Below are 17,639 nucleotides of genomic sequence, written 5' to 3'. Positions count from 1 at the left end.
TCCCTCGCTCTCTTCTTATAAATCTAATAAATCTAAATGACGTCCAATATGTTTGACTAGTCCATTGCGATATGTGTCTTCATTTGTTAATAATGTGTCAAAGAATTCTGTACGGAATAAATCATTTCCTTGATCATCTTTTGCGGTTAGCAAAATGCCGTATGTCACATGAAATAATTGTCTAGCTGCATCATGTTCCATGTATGCAGGTAAATCTACATCTTTTGTCTGATTTAGTGGCGTAATACTATCTAAATCTGGTGTCACATGATAGTATTGTAGCGTTTCTTCAAAATGTTCTTCTGCATATACATGCATGCGACGATATAAATCCGGATTTTCTACAGCAATGACGCGAACTGCTTCTAACCAGTTTGTTCCAGCTGTTTTGATATGCAGGAGCCCTTCTGTATATTTCCCAATAATCGGAAATACGCTGAATTTATCACTCCCAGAATGAATACTTAGCTTATATCCGAAATATTTTGCTATTTCTGCATGTGCTTGCAATTCTTTTTCAAATTGTTCGATATTTCCTATATAATCAATTCCTTTTTGAAATTCGCCACAAAAACGTGGCGCAAGACTTTGTACAGTAACACCACGTCTACGCAATTCCTCTGCAACAAAGAAATGCGCTTCTGGAGCTGTAACTGTTTCTGTTTCATCAATCGAAATCTCAAAGTCTATCGCTTTATCCGCTTTCTGAATATACGCATTGTATACATGCTCCATAAAATCAATTGCTTCCCCATATACGAGGGTATTTTTCGCTAAGCTTGTATCGTCGAATTGAATAGATAGACCATTCACATCAAATACTTTATTTAAATAATGTGTTGTATAATATTCTTTTCGATCAACTGGCAAACTAGCAAATTCCTGTTGTAGTGCTTCATCTGTTTTTTCTTCTATATCATTACGAATTTGTTCAGAACAATCTAATGTTATAAAACTGAATCCTAACTCTAATGCATATGCAATATCTTTTTCTAATTTAATATGATCCGCATCTGCACCATACCCATCTTTATAACCTTCTTGCAATACTGCAAAGCTTGCTGCATCTAAGATATCTGTCATTGTTCGATTTAATAATGTTAATTCACGGATACTTTGTTGTGCGAGTATTGGTTTCACTTTTCGTTCACGTGTTGTTTCAATATGGCCTGGAGATGCTACGCCTAACCGATCACCAAGTCCCATTGTTGCTATTTGTGTACCAAAAGCTTGTGGAACAGTGTATTCAAAATATTTATTAATCACAAGTCTATTTTCGTACGATAAAGGAGAAACTTTCCCTTTTCCAACTATATCTCCTGTTAATTCTTCAAATAGCTTTCCTTGTCCTGTTGCTAATACGTACTTTGTTGTACCAACTTTCACCATCACAATCGTTGTCTGATCTTTTTGTTCAAATGACTTTTCATACACCGTCACTTCACTTGAAGATTCTGGTATTTTCCCTTCCGCTAATACGTCTAGTACACTACTTAATAGTTCCACAATGCTCCACTCCTTTTTTGATAACGTTTTCAAATAATAATAAAAATGTGTTGTCATCCTATCAAGCTCATCTATTTTTTAAATAAATAGTGATAAAAATAACAACGTTGTTATTTTTATGATATACTATTTACATACAGAACTCAACTATAAATTCTTTATATCATAAAAAAGGTTAAGGTGATCAATTTGACAGTCACAATTAAAGATATTGCTAAGCTTGCTGGTGTAAGTTATTCTACCGTATCTAAAGCATTAAATAATAGTCCATTAGTAAAAGAAGAAACGAGAAGAAAAATATTAGACGTTGCTTGCGAAATGGGATATGAGCCTAATTTAGCTGCAAAACAATTAGTACGTAAAAAAACAGATGTGATTGGTTTAATGTGGCCAACAATCGAAAGAATTGTACTTGCCACTTTAGTGACAAATATAAGTAAAGCATTTGAAAAAACGCCTTATTCCATGATTTTATCTGTCGATGCTCAAGAAACAGCTGTGGATACATTCCGTAAATTTCAAGTGGATGGCATGATTGTTTTCGGAGAATCGAAGCACATGCATTTGTATGATTATACCATTCCATTTGTTGTGTATGGTGTATCGGAAAGTACTCAGCCACTTTATCCAATTATTGATGCGAACCACGAAGCGTCTATGTATAAAGCAGTAGAACACCTCCATCAATTAGGTCATCGACAAATTACGTATATTGGACAGTATGACAAATCAGATGCCCTACAAATCGAAAAAGTCGATGGCTATGTGAAAGCAATGAAAAAACTCCATTTAGCAGATTATATACATATTGTTGATTCCAATGGCTTGAACTGGTTTGACGGCTACTCTGCAATTGACCGAGCACTTGAGAGTAAACCAACTGCAATGATTGGTGGAAGTTATGATCTTAGCGGAGGAATGATTCGAGCATTACAAGAGAAAGGGTTCTCGATACCTCATGATATTTCTTTGATCAGCTATGACAATATTCCGCAAATGGCAAATATGGAAGTACCGATGACTTGTATTGGTGTACCAGTACATTTGCTAGCAGAGGAAATTGTACAAGCAATCATTCATCAAATTGAATCACCAACAGAAGAACCAACTGTAAAGAAATTGACACCTACTTTGACAATAAGAGAAAGTACAGGGCCTTCACCAGAACCTTCAGACTCATAATGTTAGCCTTTCATGTCTCTAGAAAGCAGCTATTGCTACCTAGAGACATGTGAAAAAAAGAGGATTATGTTGTGCCTACTTCTATTTGTCTCCAAACAGCCGCATAGACATCTTTTAGAGGGATACCATATTTCTCTGCAAGCAAACGGCAATCCTCATATTCTGGAGACACTTTTACCACTGTCCCATCTTGCAATCCTTCTTTCAATGTTACTTCTCCCCATTTCAACTTTATCTTTCTTGTTCTACGTTCCATTCGAAATACTGTAATGGGATAGTACCTGATTCCGAGTGTTGTTGTTTCTTTCAATAAAATGGATTGTATTTCTGTTAATAATTCTTTACTACACAATAATTGCAATTGAACTGCAGGTCGATTTTTTTTCATATATATCGGTGTATAATACACGTCATTTGCTCCTGCATCAAATAATTTTTCCATGACATAACCGAGCCATTCCCCTGGTGTATCGTCTAAGTTCACTTCTACTTTTAACATATCTTGATCAATATGTTCGATATTCGGTGGATACTGTTGCATGACCATTCACCTCCATATGGTGTACACATATTTCTTTCTCTATTGTAGCAAAAAGTTGAGACATAAATATTGTTCTTAACATAAAAAAACGAACAATGCCGCATTTATTAAAAAATGATACGACATCGCTCTAATTAGTAATTGTTATATTAATTATGTGCGTGTACCCCGCTACTGCTTGCCCACTCCCCTTTCCATGGGCTTTTAGCGTCAAAAATTAATATCACATCATTCGTGTTATGTGTTAAAAACGATAGTTATGTCACAATCTCTTTCACTTCCTTATATATTTTGTTTAAGTATGCTTTGCTTTCATCAATAAATGGTTCTTTTGTATTTTCTAATAATATCTCGATATATGGCTTTCGCTTCTTCAATTCCTGAAATAATACATCATAGCGCAACATGCCTTTACCAACAGGGACCATCTTGATCCAATCATCTTCTATCACAAAATCTTTTGCATGAATTGCTACTATTCTATCACCAAATAATTCAAATGATTCTTGTATCACTGTTTCTTGATTTTCGTAATTTGTTATCGACATAAAATTCGCTGGATCCAATATTACTTGTAAGTGGTTCGAATCCACCTCATCTAGTAAACGTCGCATCAATTGTGGTGTATGGATAGGATGATTGATACCACCTTCGATCCCTACAATCACACCCCACTTTTCCGCTTCATTAACCAATACTTTGACACTTTCTACTACTTTTTGAAATGCTTCTTCTGTAAAATTATCTTCCGTATAACCCATTGTTTCATGCACATTACCTGTCTCAGAGGCAACAATGCTACAACCAAAATCTCGTGCAAATCGAATATGTTCTTTAAAACGATTCAATAGTGCCTCTCTTTTTTCTAAATCTGGATGAATCATATTAATATAACAACCTAATATCGCAATATCAACATGTTCTTTATCAAACACCTTACGAATATATTTTGCATAACCAGGACTTAGCGAGCCTGTATGTGTCGGAATCGTAGTAAAAGACTTCGCAAGTGCTAATTGCACAGAATTAAAACCTTTCTTACTCACTTCTCGAGCAATTTCTACTGGTTCATGATACGCAATATCATGTCCTCGAATTCCTAAATTCAACATAACTAGTACACTCCTTTCTTTTTAAATAGTAGACAAAAGAAAATGACCAGTCGTCCTGATCATTTTCCCTTTACCTCATCTCGCTAACCAACCACCATCTACTGCTAATACATGTCCATTCATATAATCAGACGCTTTACTAGCTAGATAGACAACTGTCCCCATTAATTCACTAGGATCTGCCCAATGCCCTGCAGGAATTCTAGCTAAAATTTCTTTATTACGTTTTTCATCTGCTCGTATTGGCTCAGTATTTTTCGTTGCGAAATAACCTGGTGCGATTGCGTTTACTTGAATATTATGCTCTGCCAATTCATTAGCAAAGGACTTCGTCAACCCTGCCACTGCATGTTTACTTGCGGTATATGGCGGGATAAATTTCCCACCTTGGAAAGAAAGCATAGATGCAATATTAATAATTTTTCCTGAGTTATGATCAACCATTACTTTTGCTGCTTGTTGACTTAAAAAGTAAACAGCATCTAAATTAATTGCCATCACTGCATCCCAATCCTCATCTTTGTACTCTAACAGTGGATTACGGCGAATCGTACCAGCGTTGTTTACTAGTATATCGACTGTTCCAAATTCCTTTACACATGCTGGCACAATCTGTTGTAATTGTTCCCGATTCGTTAAGTCTGCCTGATGAAATGCATACTTTCCATCTGATTCTTCCAAATGGGCAATTGTTTCATCCCAATCCTTACTATGAGTTACAACAAATACATTCGCTCCTGCCTTTGCTAATGCAACCGTATATGCTTGTCCTAACCCTGTATTCCCACCAGTAATAATGGCTGTTTTTCCTTTTAATGAAAAATAATCTAATGAAAAGTTATCTAAACCTACTGTCATTTGTCACACTCCTAACGTAATTCATCCATGCTCACATGGTCCATATCGTCATACGTAATATTCTCGCCACACATTCCCCAAATAAATGTGTAGTTACTTGTTGCTGTTCCACAATGAATAGACCAGCTTGGTGAAATGACTGCCTGCTCATTCTTTAATACGAGATGTCTTGTTTCACTAGGTTCCCCCATAAAGTGGAATGCTCTTGTATCTTCATCCATATCAAAATATAAATATACTTCACTTCTACGATCATGCGTATGTGCAGGCATCGTATTCCAGACACTACCTTGTTGTAACATCGTTAGTCCCATTTGTAATTGACAGCTTTCACATACATTCGGATGAATATATTGATGAATCTTCCGTTCATTTAATGTTCCTGGTTCTCCTAATTCTAATGGTTTGATTTCTTTTATATCTATTTTTACCGTCGGATACGTATGATGTGCTGGAGCAGAATTAATATAAAATTTAGCTGGATTAGCGCTATCATTGGAACCAAACCATACTTCTTTTGTACCCCGACTTACATATAACCCATCATATTGTTTCATTTCATAGCGTTCTCCATCAAGGATGACATACCCATCATTCCCTATATTAATAATTCCTAGTTCTCGTCGCTCAAGGAAATAACTCACACCTAATTGCTTATCAAGTGCAATCGTTAAGTCTTCAGAAGAAGGAGTCACCCCACCAAAAATCATTCGATCTACATGTGTATAGGTTAAGTGAACTTTTCCTGCTTCAAATAATTTCTCCACTAAAAATCTTTCACGCAACTCTGTCGTATTGTATCGTTTAATTTCTTCTGGATGGTTTGCATAACGTACTTCCATTCCGAATTCCTCCTTCTATTTATCTACTTATTTCTTTGTTATTAGATTGAATAAATTGTTCCACTTCTTCTACTGAAAAAGCATTTCCATCTCCTTCTATTGTGTGCTTTAACACACTCGCCGCTGTTGCAAAGCTAACGATTCTTTTCATTTCCCATTGCTGGCTATATCCATAAAGGATTCCTGCTGCATAGGCATCCCCTCCTCCAATTCGATCAATGACTGGATCGATTGTATACATACTCGTTTTAGATAGTTTTCCATTATGATAGACATACCCTTCTAATTCATGTTTGGATGATGTCAGTACATTTCTTTTAGTTGAAGCAAAAATAGAAATCGACGGGTATTGCTCGTTTATTTGTTTATAATAATGCTTCAAGATTTCTTCATGACTCTCCACATCTATTTCTTTCATATTTAGTAAATACATTGCATCCATATGATTACAAAAGGCTATATCCACATATGGGAGGACTTTTTTTATTGCTACACTTGCATCATGTTGCGTCCATAATTTTGCTCTAAAGTTAAAGTCAAAGCTTACCTTAATCCCTTTTTCCTTTGCTTTTTGCATTGCGATAACAGTTATGTCTTGTAATTCTTCTGATAATGCTAATGTAATCCCTGTTGTATGGAAGATGTCTACATTATCTAATATTCGCTCCCAATCTAGTTCTTCCTTCTTTATTTGTTGAAAACTCGAATACTTTCGATCATAGGTTACTTGACTTTGGCGATCACCAATACCTGCTTCCACAAAATATATCCCTAATCGATCTCCACCTAATACTATTTCTTTCGTATCCACTTGATGTGATCGTAAATAGTGCATACAAGCATGCCCAATTGCTTGTTCAGGCAATTTGGTGACATAAGTTGTGTCTAAACCAAAATTAGCTAGGGAAATGGCGACATTTGCCTCTGCACCACCATAATAGTACGTAAATATATTAGATTGATGTAGACGTGTCGTTGCATTGGATGTGAGACGCATTAGCATTTCTCCAAATGTCAAAACTCTCATACATTCGCCTCTCTTGCCTTTTGTACATATGCTTGAGCTAATTCTGTTATTTTTTTATAATTCCCTGTTTTTGCAGGTTCGATTAGATTTCCACCAATCCCAATCGCAACTGCACCATTTTGTAGCCATTCGGTCATATTATCTAAGTGTACGCCTCCTGTCGGCATCATATTTGCTTGCGGAATTGGTGCTTTCACAGCCTTCAAAAAGCTAGGATTCACATTACTAGCAGGGAAGATTTTTACAATATCCACACCGCATTCCATTGCTTCTTTAATTTCTGTTATCGTTAAACAACCAGGCATGTATGGAATTTGATAAAGATTGCATATTTTCGCAGTATCATTATCAAAAGATGGGCCGACAATAAATTGTGCTCCAGCAAAAATCGCTTGTCTTGCCGTGTACGCATCTATTACCGTTCCTACCCCAATGATGACATTTGGATCATCTTTATATGTCTCTCTCAATTGTTCCACAGCTTTTTCCACATGTGGTATCGAGTAGGTTAATTCAATTAATTTCATCTCCCCTTTGATACATGCTTCTGCTACTTGTATCGCTTCCTCTAATGTATCTGTTCGAATCACTGCTACAACCTTTTGTTCTAGTACATTTGTTAATACGCGTAACTTATTCATTTTGACACCTCACTTTTATTCACATATGTAGCTAAAGGATGATTTAATTTGATTAATTCATGGACACAAATGGAAGCAATTTTCTTCGCACCTTCTTCACGCAAATGTGTATCATCTTGTTCTCCATCAGGATATCCTTTGAATTGTCCACTATTTATCCACATATACCACTGTTTGGATTTTTCCAATCCTAATTGTTGGACTGCTTCCGTTGTTTTAATTAACATATCCACACATGCAACTTGTTCTTTATTAGCAAGTGCTCGCATTGCTTGTGGATAATCTCCATGTGTATCAAGTAATTGACCATTTTCGTCAAAATGTCTTCTTGTAATAGATGTTAGTAATATCGGTGTTACACGATGTTCCCTTGCTCTTTGAATAAAGTAAGTTAGGTTTTGTTGATAACTTGTATATGGTTCTGTTCTTCGTTCCACATCGGGCTTTTGATCATTATGGCCGAACTGTATGAAAACGAAGTCTCCAGGACGAAAATCTTTCTCCATCGTTTCCCAACGTTTTTCAGCAATAAATGATTTCGTACTTCTTCCTGAAGCAGCATGATTTCGAACAACTAACTCTTCATTAAAGAACATTGGTAATACTTGACCCCAGCCCATTCTTGGATATGCATTACTATCATAGTTAGACATCGTTGAATCTCCCGCTAAGAAGAGTTGAACACTTTCCATTACTTCTTCTCGCCTCCAATTGCAAGTTGCACACTTGCCAGTACAAATGCTCCTACCCCATGTAAATCATTTGTACTCGTCTCCCTGTGTACATAGTAATCATACGTTCCAATCGATGTACCAATACAAATATCATGAAGTAAGAAATCGCCTTTTTCGTCTACTTCTACTTTATTTTGAAGTAAGCCTTCATATGCGTTTACTGCATACTTCCAATAAGACTTATCCACATATCCTTTGTTCACAGCTTTTGCGATTGCATATGTGAATAAACATGTGCATGAACTTTCTAAATAATTGTCTGCTGCTTCTTTTTTATCCACAATTTGATACCATAAGCCTGTATCAACATCTTGATACTTTACTAATGCATCAATTAATTCTTGTACTACTTGCCTTAACTCTTCACGTTTTGGGTGGTCTTCAGGTAACATTTCGATAAAATTCGCCGTCACCATGCTATACCAACCTAATGCTCGCCCCCACACTTCTGGTGCATGCCCTTTTTCTGTTGCCCATGGTGTTTGTTTACTTTCGTCATAACCATGATAGTAAAGCCCATTTTCCTTCTTTGTATATTTCCTCATTAAATATTCTTGTTCCATTACAAGTTCTGTTAATTCAGGCTCATCAAACAACTGTCCATATTGAATGGCAAATGGACCTGCCATATATAGACCATCTAACCACATTTGATATGGATATTTATCTTTATGCCAAAATCCGCCTTCTTTTGTTTTATTTAATGTATTTAATAAATTTCTGAGTTTGGATGCAGCGATTTTATAACGACGATCTGATGTCTCTTTATATAATGGAAGTAATAATAATCCTGGTTGAATCGAATCTAATTCACTTCTAGCAAAGTAGAAGTTCCCCTCTTCATCGACTAATTTATCCACATATTCTTTTAGATACTCAAAATATTTCTCTTCCTTCGTCTGCTTCCATACATCTTGCATCCCACATAAAAATACACCTTGGTGGTAATGCCATCTATCTGCAGGTGGTAATTTAACCGGTTCATATTGACCCATTAACGTATCGCACGCTAGTTTCGCCCAATCTAATGCTGTTTTTTGTTTTACTGTCATTTGTGTCCCCTCCTATTAATCGATTTCCCGGTATTCAAACCAATCAAAATCAGCATAATTATTGCATACTTTACCGTTTGCTGAACAATATAGTCCTAAATATGCACCAATAAATCCACCCGCTTTATCTGTACTTAAAATCGTGCCGTCAGCACCTAGACAAAGCGTTTTCCAGTCCCATGCTTTCTCAGCATAATAGAAATGATATGCTTGCCCTCTTGCTTCTACTTTTATATATAATTTGCTTGTATCGATGGGTTGTTTTGCTAATAATTCGTCTTTTCCATCTTCTCTTCTTATTAATTGGATATATGTCTCATTCTCTTCTAATACGACTTCTACTCTAAATTGATAATTGTGATTTTGTAGTAATACAAACCCTGCTGATTCATTGTCTGATTTCGGTGTAAATTCCATTACTGTTTGGGCCATAAAATTCATATGTTGTTGTCTTCTACCAACAAAAGCCGGGTTCTCTTCTTCCATAATAGTTTCTTTTTTAGCTTTTAATCTAAGATGACCAACTCTCTCTGTTAAGGACCAAAAATCTCCTCGTGGTGTACGAAGAAAATTCCATCTGTAATCTAATTGCTCACTTTCAAATGGATCATGTGCAGGTAAGGATGGCCAAATATGTTCATCTAAATGAGGAAATGCCATTTCTTCTTCCACAATCCCTTTTCCTGGATTAACAATTGGCCAATCTCTTTCCCAAATAAATGGAACAAGAAATGATTCTCTACCTAAATTTCTATAGTAACCACCATTAATTCTTGAACCTAAACAGACCATCCACCAATCTCCATGTTGTGTTTCTACAATATCGGCATGCCCTATATTCACAATTGGGTACTCTCTCCCTAAATGACGATGTGTTAAAATAGGATTTGTTTCTGTCATTTCATAAGGTCCTGTTACATGCTTACTTCTTGCAATCGTGACAGCATGTGTATGACCAGTCCCACCCTCTGCAATCATCAAATAATACCAACCATTTATTTTGTATAAATGCGGTGCTTCTTGTGCATGTGCATTCTTTAGCGCACCATCCCACAAACTATATTTTGGTCCGACCAATTGCTTTTTCTCTAAATCTAACTCTTGCAACCATATTTCATTATGTTTCTTATATAATTGTCCACTTGGTGGTTTACGATTGCCCGTATAATACACTTTTCCATCATCATCAAATAAAAGAGATGGATCAATGCCAGGCGCATCATCAAGCCAGTTCGGGTCAGACCATGGACCGCTTGGATCTGTTGCTGTCACATAGAAGTTTTTCCTTGCACCTGTTTGACTCACAACAAATGTTGTAATCATGTAAAAAATCCCGTTATTGTAACGAATGGTAGGCGCATAAATACCTCTAGAATGTGGTGTTTGGTCTAAATTTAATTGTTCCGGCCGGTCTAATACGTGGCCAATTTGGCGCCAATTCACTAAATCTTTACTGTGAAAAATAGGTACTCCAGGGAAAAATTCAAAGCTAGATGTCACTAAATAATAATCTTCTCCCACTCGGCAAATCGATGGATCAGGATAGAAACCAGGAATAATAGGATTTTTAAACGTTTTCATTTTATATTTACTTCCTTTCTATTGATCGAAAGATAGTGGTCTTTTCGTTTGTTATATTGTGTACCGATAATCTCGATTTTGTCGCAATTCTCTGTCGCGACGACTACCGGCTCTTCTCCATCTCTTTCATTACTTACCTGTTCCAAAGAAACATCCTCTGCCTCATCTAACACAAGCGCAGGCCCTTTTCTTGTTTTAATTCGTACATGGTGTAATGACAGATTTCGAACATATTTCGCAAATATTCCTTCTCCTTCCATTTCGATTACCTCGCGTACCATATCTGGCTCTCCACCCGGAATCGTTTCATCGTCTGTCATTTCGATAGTGACATGATCGATTGCTACTTCTTTAATAGGCATTTCAGGTAAGCCATAAATAAATCCTGCCGCAGCGCTACAATTCCTTGCTGTCACATTACTTATCCTTATTTTTTCCACAACAGGTGTTTTCTCTGTTACAGGAATTGTCTTTGCATCAAGCAAATGTGGATTACTTCTACTTACACCATGTCTGTAAAATGAATTGATTGCAATTGGACATAGCACATCATCCATCCAAATATTGTTGACAAGTATGTTACGTATATAGCTGCCCCTCTCTCGATTTGTTTTTATTCGAATGCCTCGATCTGTTCCATCAAAAACACAATTAGATACTGTTACATTTTCAATGCCACCAGAATTCTCACTACCAAATACCACGCCACCATGGCCATGATGCATCGTACAATTGGTTATTGTGACATTTTTTGTTGGTGTATTATATTTCCTACCATCTTCATTAATACCTGATTTCAATACAACACAATCATCTCCAACATCAAAGTGACAATCAGATATACGAACATTAAGACAGGAGTCAATATCTAATCCATCACCATTTGGTGTATCAGAGGGATTTTGGAAATGAACTTGATGAATAGAAACATCTTCACAAAAAACTAAATGGGTGTTCCAAAACGGGGAGTTTCTTACAGTGACACCATTTATCGTGACATGACGTGCATGATAAAATTGTACTAATGGTGGACGCAGAAATTGGGATGGCCATTCGACTAAGTTCGTATCAGCTGGCTCTGTGAAATCAGAATTTGCTTGCTTGATTTCTAATGTTTTCTCACATTCATAATGTTCTCCCTTTCGAAGTCTCCGATTGACTTCCCACCATTTCTGTCCATTACCATCAAGTACACCGTCTCCTTTAATGGCAACATTTGATACATTTTGACCAAATACCAATGGCATAAAACCATGACATACATAACCTGACCATCTTGTTTTAACTATTGGATATTCATTAAAATCATCTAAAAAAGAAAGCACACTTCCTGTTTCTAAATAAAGTGTTGTATTGCTATGTAATTCAATTGGCCCTGTTTTGAATTCGCCTGCAGGTACATACACAGTCCCTCCACCATTACTAGAGCATGTATCTAATGCTTGTTGAATTGCTGCTGTATTATCTGCACCGGTATTCTTTATCGCACCATATGATGTAATATCATATCTACTCATTTTTGTTCACTCCTTTTTAATAAGTCCTCCCGCAATGGTGTAAATACATCTAGTAACCTACTAGGTTCTTTTGCTACTACACCATGTATCGCATGTGAAGGTATATGTATTGATTGACCTTTTTCAATTACTACTTCATCCCCATCTATTTCAAACACTAATTTTCCTTCTAAACAATACGTTAATTGTTCATGAGGATGACTGTGGCTTGATCCAATTGCTCCTTCTTCAAATATCACTTCCATCATCATCATCTCTTTACCAGGTGGATGTATTTTACGTGTGACACCCTCATCCACTTGCTCCCATTCATTTAATACACTCATTTCATTACCCCTTTCTTGTTGTGAATAATAAGTGGTAAGACTAGCTGCATCATCATTGCAAGAAAAATCACATATGCTGCCATATTTGTATCCATTTCTTCTGCAAATAGCATAAATGCAAGAATACCAAGACCTCTCCCTATATTAATAATTGTTTCACGTAATACAATAGATTCCACTCTGAATTCTGATTGTAATGGGATATGATCAATCCATTGGAAGTAGTATGCTGCATAGGCATTTGCTTGTAATGGCTTAAACATATTTTGTGTAACCATAAATACAATCACACTCCATGTCGCAATCTCCCATGTCAAAAATGCCCCCGAAAGAACAAAACCAATTGCTGCAATCCATAAGTAACGTTCTGTGTTTTTCACATTTGCATTTCGAGAGAATATAAAACTCACAATAATGGATACTAAGAGAAAACTAGCATTCAAATAACCTACGATACTCTCATCTTGAAAGATGCTATAAATTAATATTGCAGGTACATACATTAAGATGCCTTGAGGAAAACCAATAACAAACCACCCAATAAGTGCATTTCGAAATCCTTTTTGTCTTTTTAACATCAGTGGTAAATACTTCATATAGTAGTTACGATGGCGAATCGATTCTTTACGTATTCGAAAGCTACCAATCGTACAAATAAAAAACATCAAGAATGCTATCGAAAACACAATCATATACCCAGTCAAATTAGAATAATATCCGATTACCGCTCCAGCAAATGCCGGGGCAATAAGATTTGTTGACCCCATCACCACTTGATTCCAACCTAAGTAACGATGACGATTCGTATTCGAAGATACTTCGTGAACAATCGTAAAATAGGCTACCCAGTATAGTCCTTGAGCGATTCCTCTTAATAATGCAAATAAGTAAAAATACTCTACCATCTGCTCTTGGACTAATACGATAAATAAATAAAATAACGCGCTCATCAATATACCGTAACGATATATTGTTGTTCGACCTTTCTTCTTAGACATTTTTCCAATATAGAATGTCGTAATCGCTTGTGCGAGAATAGCGATTAAATTATACATACCATTAATCCAAATACTGTTCGTTAAACGCCATAAATACAGATTGACAAAAATAATGGATAACGACCCACCAAATTGAAATATGGCGTGATTAATCAGAATCGTAATTGCATGTTTCGATAATCGCTTTTGATTCTTGGTATCACTCATCGATGTGAACACTTCTTTCTACCTTTTCTAAAAGTTAAAATTGCATCCAAAATTCTTTTTCATCTATCACTTTTTTAGATGGTTTCTGTAAGAGACGATGTAATTGCATGCGAATTAATGTAGCTTGTGTCGTTGCATTCATATCTCCCTCTACTAATCCTAATCCAAGCTGTGCAGGCTCAGGCATGTCTGGATAATATTCTCCTTCTTTCACTTGCGCAACATTCGGTGCTTTTGGTGAATGGATTAATTCTCTCTGAAAACCACCATCACTTTGTTTCAATCTAGCCATATTATCTATCGTAATTTCAGAAATCATTTGCAAATCCTTCTCTTCTATGTCAATAGACAGATAAGATAATAAGTCGATTGGATTCCTTATATAGCACATATCTACTGCTTCTTCATGGAGTAAGCATTTTTTTATACTTTCATAAATCGCCGACTGATTAGGCATTGGAATTTGGAATCGTCTGTAAAAAGTATGCAATTTAAACGTCCCTGAAATTTTTACATACAGAGATCCTTCTCCCCATAAACCAGTCTCTTTATCTTGAATATTTGCTAGATAATCGGCAAATGCTTGCACATATCGCTCTCTTTTCTCTTCATCCATTTGAGACATATATACAGTAGAGGATGCTAACAAATCACAGCCTCTCCAGCTATTGTGTAAATCAATACTATCCCATTTTTTCTTGTAACTATCGATCGACTTTGTATATGTTGGCGCAACATGTAATGCCATTGGTAATGGGTACAGATATGTTGCACCGAGTTTCTTTAATGAACGAATCGAGTACGCTAGTGCTCTATGGACCATTACTTCATCTAATTTCATTGCACTATTTAGGTCATAAAAGTATCCTGACTGCTTATTTTGTTTTTCTTGAAAGAAATGAATCATATGTTGTTTGATAGAATGAGGCATCACCTCTAGTAGTTGATGCCTTTCTAATATGTTTAATCCTTGTGCAGTTGACTCAATGTCTGGCGTAAACAATGCGTTATCTCTAGAACTTCTCGCATAATAGAAACCACCACTATGTTGATCGTATTGACCTAATAACCAATCCCTTAATCCTTCAAATAGTGAATCTAACTTAACTATCCTGTCTTCCTTCCATCCCACAAGAATATGCCCCTCTCTACGCTGTTTAATCTATTATCCTTTAACAGAACCGAGCAATGCACCTTTCGCAAAGTATTTCTGTAAGAATGGATAAACAAGTAATACTGGAACAGTTGCTACTACAATTGTAGCCATTTTAATAGTTGTTTCTGGTGGTGGAACATCTGAGAATGTTTCACTGTCATAATTCATCCCACTTGCTAACACTACAATTTGACGCAATAATACTTGAACAGGCCACTTATCTGCATCACTTAAATATAAAATGGCATGCATGTATGTGTTCCAGTACGTAACTGCATAAAATAATGAGATTGTCGCAATTGCAGGTAATGAAATCGGTAACACAATTCGGAACAAGATACTAAAGTCATTTGCACCGTCAATCTTAGCTGATTCTTCCAAACTCTCTGGGATATTCATAAAGAAACTTCTCAAAATAATCATGTTAAATGCATTAATTGTTACAGGTATAATCAATGCCCAAAGTGAATTAAGTAAACCTGTTTGTTGTACAACTAAGAATGTCGGGATCATCCCACCATTAAAGAGTAGTGTAAATACAATTAAGAAATTAATTGCACGACGACCAACTAAATCCTTACGTGACAACCCATATGCTGTTAGTACGGAGAATAACATACTCCAGAGTGTTCCTATTATCGTAATAAATATGGATACACCTAATGCTCGAAAAATTGTGTCTGTAGAAAAAATGTATTTATATGCCGCTAACGTAAATTCTGTAGGGAATAATAAGAATTTTGTTCTCGCAACTTCTGCACTTGTTGCAAAGGAACTACCAACTACATGAATAAAAGGTAGTACTGTGATAATTGCAATTAAAGCAAGCAAGAAGTAGTTAAAGAAGTCAAATAGTCTACTGCCTGTCGATACCTGTCCTAATTTCGCCATATTGTTCACCTCATTCTAGATTAGTAAATGCCTTCTTCATTAAATTTCTTCGCTAACCAGTTTGCGAATATTACCATTACTAAACCTACCCCACCTTTAAAGAAACCTACGGCAGTACTGTAACTAAATTGACCTTGTTGTAAACCAGCTACATATACATACGTATCAAAAATTTCTGCAACATTACGGTTTGTTGAATTTAGTAATAAATACACATGTTCAAAACCAAGTTCTAACACGTCACCAATTTTTAGAATTAGTAAAACGATGATAACCCCTCTAATAGCAGGTAATGTAATGTGCCACATTTGTCTAAATCTGTTCGCTCCATCCATTCTTGCCGCTTCGTATAATGCGGGATCTACTGCTGTAATTGCAGCTAAGAAAATAATGGTACCCCATCCAGCCTCTCGCCAGATAACTTGTAAAATATACATTGGTCTAAACCATTCTTCACTTAAAAGGAAATTGATTGGCTGAAATCCAAGTGCATCTATAATAGAGTTAACAATCCCACCATCTAATGTCAGCATTACATAACTGATTGACACAATAACAACCCATGACATGAAGTGAGGAATATACACCAATGTTTGTACAGAACGTTTGAAGAAACTATGTCTCACTTCATTCAACATAAGTGATAAAATAATTGGTATTGGAAAGAAGATAAATACTTGTAAACCAAATAATATCAAAGTGTTTTTGAAAATCATCCAAAATTCAGAGCTTGAAAATAACCTCGCAAAATGCTCCAACCCTACCCATTCACTACCCATAATTCCTTTGTAAGGTTTATAATCTTGAAAGGAAATGATTAGTCCATACATTGGTAAGTACTTATACACGATAAAATATAAAATACCTGGAAGAATCATTAAATAAATCAATTTGTTTTTCTTTACCTTTTTCCACGTTTCTGATCGATTTACTTTACGAAGTTGCTTTGCTTCTTTCGAAGATAATGTAGACGTTTCCATTATTACCATCCCTTCTTTCTCTTATCTATTTCTTTCATTCAATCGCTTAAGTCAAATCGTAAATGATAAGTTGTATAACGTAAATAATCATTATCTTAAGAGTTACTATCCTTTATAGGACAAGGATTCCTAAGAAGTTAAAATGATAGAAAATGCAACTAACATAACATAATGATCATCTCCGTTAATGACACTTTTTTATAATTTGGGCTCTTAAACGTCATCCGTTTTAAGAGCCCATTTCTTGCTATAAAAATTGACTGATTTAACGTTTCTAAACGGGAGTAGTCGCTTTTGTTTCATCTAGCTCCTTCTCCCAGCGACTAGTGGACTTCCCTCACCTCTGTACGATAAGTCAACATCGACTCACTTTGTTCGTCGTGTTTCCTTTATCTCCTACGGTTCAGTCCAGTCCATACGTCGCTAAACGGGAGTAGTCGCTTTTGTTCATCCAGCTCCTTCTCCCAGAAACTAGGTGACTTCGCATT

At 36.0% G+C, this 17,639-nt stretch carries 17 protein-coding genes; 1 reads left to right on the top strand and 16 read right to left on the bottom strand.

The annotated features are described in order from the left end of the window. Positions 1-15: 15 nt before the first annotated feature. Positions 16-1,506: a tagaturonate epimerase family protein gene (locus ACFOZ1_RS00940; protein WP_390194907.1), complete on the bottom strand. Its 1,491-nt coding sequence runs from the start codon at positions 1,504-1,506 to the stop codon at positions 16-18. 189 nt (positions 1,507-1,695) lie between these two features. On the opposite strand from ACFOZ1_RS00940, the gene ACFOZ1_RS00935 reads away from it, so the two are divergent. Continuing rightward, positions 1,696-2,688: a LacI family DNA-binding transcriptional regulator gene (locus ACFOZ1_RS00935; RefSeq protein WP_390194906.1), complete on the top strand. Its 993-nt coding sequence runs from the start codon at positions 1,696-1,698 to the stop codon at positions 2,686-2,688. Positions 2,689-2,752: 64 nt separating this feature from the next. On the opposite strand, the gene larC2 is transcribed toward ACFOZ1_RS00935, so the two are convergent. From larC2 to ACFOZ1_RS00860, 15 genes are all read right to left on the bottom strand, one after another. Continuing rightward, positions 2,753-3,229 carry a nickel pincer cofactor biosynthesis protein LarC2 gene (gene larC2, locus ACFOZ1_RS00930; protein WP_390194904.1) on the bottom strand — a complete coding sequence of 159 codons (477 nt, stop codon included), beginning with the start codon at positions 3,227-3,229 and terminating at the stop codon, positions 2,753-2,755. 257 nt (positions 3,230-3,486) lie between these two features. Further along, on the bottom strand, positions 3,487-4,341 hold the full coding sequence (locus tag ACFOZ1_RS00925; RefSeq protein WP_390194903.1) for a sugar phosphate isomerase/epimerase family protein: 855 nt from the start codon (positions 4,339-4,341) through the stop codon (positions 3,487-3,489). A gap of 75 nt (positions 4,342-4,416) precedes the next feature. Beyond that, positions 4,417-5,199 carry a 2-dehydro-3-deoxy-D-gluconate 5-dehydrogenase KduD gene (kduD, locus tag ACFOZ1_RS00920; protein ID WP_390194901.1) on the bottom strand — a complete coding sequence of 261 codons (783 nt, stop codon included), beginning with the start codon at positions 5,197-5,199 and terminating at the stop codon, positions 4,417-4,419. Between the two features lie 11 nt (positions 5,200-5,210). Next, on the bottom strand, positions 5,211-6,041 hold the full coding sequence (gene kduI, locus ACFOZ1_RS00915) for a 5-dehydro-4-deoxy-D-glucuronate isomerase (RefSeq protein WP_390194899.1): 831 nt from the start codon (positions 6,039-6,041) through the stop codon (positions 5,211-5,213). A 19-nt stretch (positions 6,042-6,060) separates the two neighbouring features. Further along, positions 6,061-7,068 carry a sugar kinase gene (locus tag ACFOZ1_RS00910; protein ID WP_390194897.1) on the bottom strand — a complete coding sequence of 336 codons (1,008 nt, stop codon included), beginning with the start codon at positions 7,066-7,068 and terminating at the stop codon, positions 6,061-6,063. Beyond that, a complete protein-coding gene (locus ACFOZ1_RS00905; protein WP_390194895.1) occupies positions 7,065-7,709 on the bottom strand; it encodes a bifunctional 2-keto-4-hydroxyglutarate aldolase/2-keto-3-deoxy-6-phosphogluconate aldolase in 645 nt (214 codons plus the stop codon). Before ACFOZ1_RS00905 ends, ACFOZ1_RS00910 begins: the two co-directional genes overlap by 4 nt. Beyond that, complete coding sequence (locus ACFOZ1_RS00900) at positions 7,706-8,401, bottom strand: rhamnogalacturonan acetylesterase (RefSeq protein ID WP_390194893.1); 696 nt, start codon at positions 8,399-8,401, stop codon at positions 7,706-7,708. Before ACFOZ1_RS00900 ends, ACFOZ1_RS00905 begins: the two co-directional genes overlap by 4 nt. After that, positions 8,401-9,495, bottom strand: a complete 1,095-nt coding sequence (locus ACFOZ1_RS00895; protein ID WP_390194892.1) for a glycoside hydrolase family 88/105 protein — start codon at positions 9,493-9,495, stop codon at positions 8,401-8,403. Before ACFOZ1_RS00895 ends, ACFOZ1_RS00900 begins: the two co-directional genes overlap by 1 nt. Before the next feature lie 15 nt (positions 9,496-9,510). Beyond that, entirely contained in the window at positions 9,511-11,076 is a 1,566-nt protein-coding gene (locus ACFOZ1_RS00890; RefSeq protein ID WP_390194890.1) for a glycoside hydrolase family 43 protein, read from the bottom strand. Continuing rightward, a complete protein-coding gene (locus ACFOZ1_RS00885; protein ID WP_390194888.1) occupies positions 11,073-12,593 on the bottom strand; it encodes a glycoside hydrolase family 28 protein in 1,521 nt (506 codons plus the stop codon). Before ACFOZ1_RS00885 ends, ACFOZ1_RS00890 begins: the two co-directional genes overlap by 4 nt. Continuing rightward, positions 12,590-12,919 carry a cupin domain-containing protein gene (locus ACFOZ1_RS00880; protein WP_390194886.1) on the bottom strand — a complete coding sequence of 110 codons (330 nt, stop codon included), beginning with the start codon at positions 12,917-12,919 and terminating at the stop codon, positions 12,590-12,592. The genes ACFOZ1_RS00885 and ACFOZ1_RS00880 overlap by 4 nt, the downstream gene beginning before the upstream one ends. Beyond that, positions 12,916-14,124, bottom strand: coding sequence for an MFS transporter (locus ACFOZ1_RS00875; protein ID WP_390194885.1), 1,209 nt, complete (start codon positions 14,122-14,124; stop codon positions 12,916-12,918). Before ACFOZ1_RS00875 ends, ACFOZ1_RS00880 begins: the two co-directional genes overlap by 4 nt. 34 nt (positions 14,125-14,158) lie before the next feature. After that, the gene (locus ACFOZ1_RS00870) at positions 14,159-15,256 is read right to left on the bottom strand and encodes a hypothetical protein (RefSeq protein ID WP_390194883.1); all 1,098 of its coding nucleotides are present in this window, start codon (positions 15,254-15,256) and stop codon (positions 14,159-14,161) included. A 33-nt stretch (positions 15,257-15,289) separates the two neighbouring features. Next, positions 15,290-16,171, bottom strand: coding sequence for a carbohydrate ABC transporter permease (locus tag ACFOZ1_RS00865; protein WP_390194881.1), 882 nt, complete (start codon positions 16,169-16,171; stop codon positions 15,290-15,292). A 20-nt stretch (positions 16,172-16,191) separates the two neighbouring features. Further along, positions 16,192-17,151 carry an ABC transporter permease gene (locus ACFOZ1_RS00860; RefSeq protein ID WP_390194879.1) on the bottom strand — a complete coding sequence of 320 codons (960 nt, stop codon included), beginning with the start codon at positions 17,149-17,151 and terminating at the stop codon, positions 16,192-16,194. Between the last annotated feature and the right edge of the window lie 488 nt (positions 17,152-17,639).

The sequence above is a fragment of the Gracilibacillus marinus genome (assembly GCF_042651725.1).
In the GTDB taxonomy this organism is placed as follows: domain Bacteria; phylum Bacillota; class Bacilli; order Bacillales; family Amphibacillaceae; genus Gracilibacillus; species Gracilibacillus marinus.
Note: the sequence above shows the minus strand (reverse complement) of the source record. Positions and strands in the feature narration are given on the sequence as shown.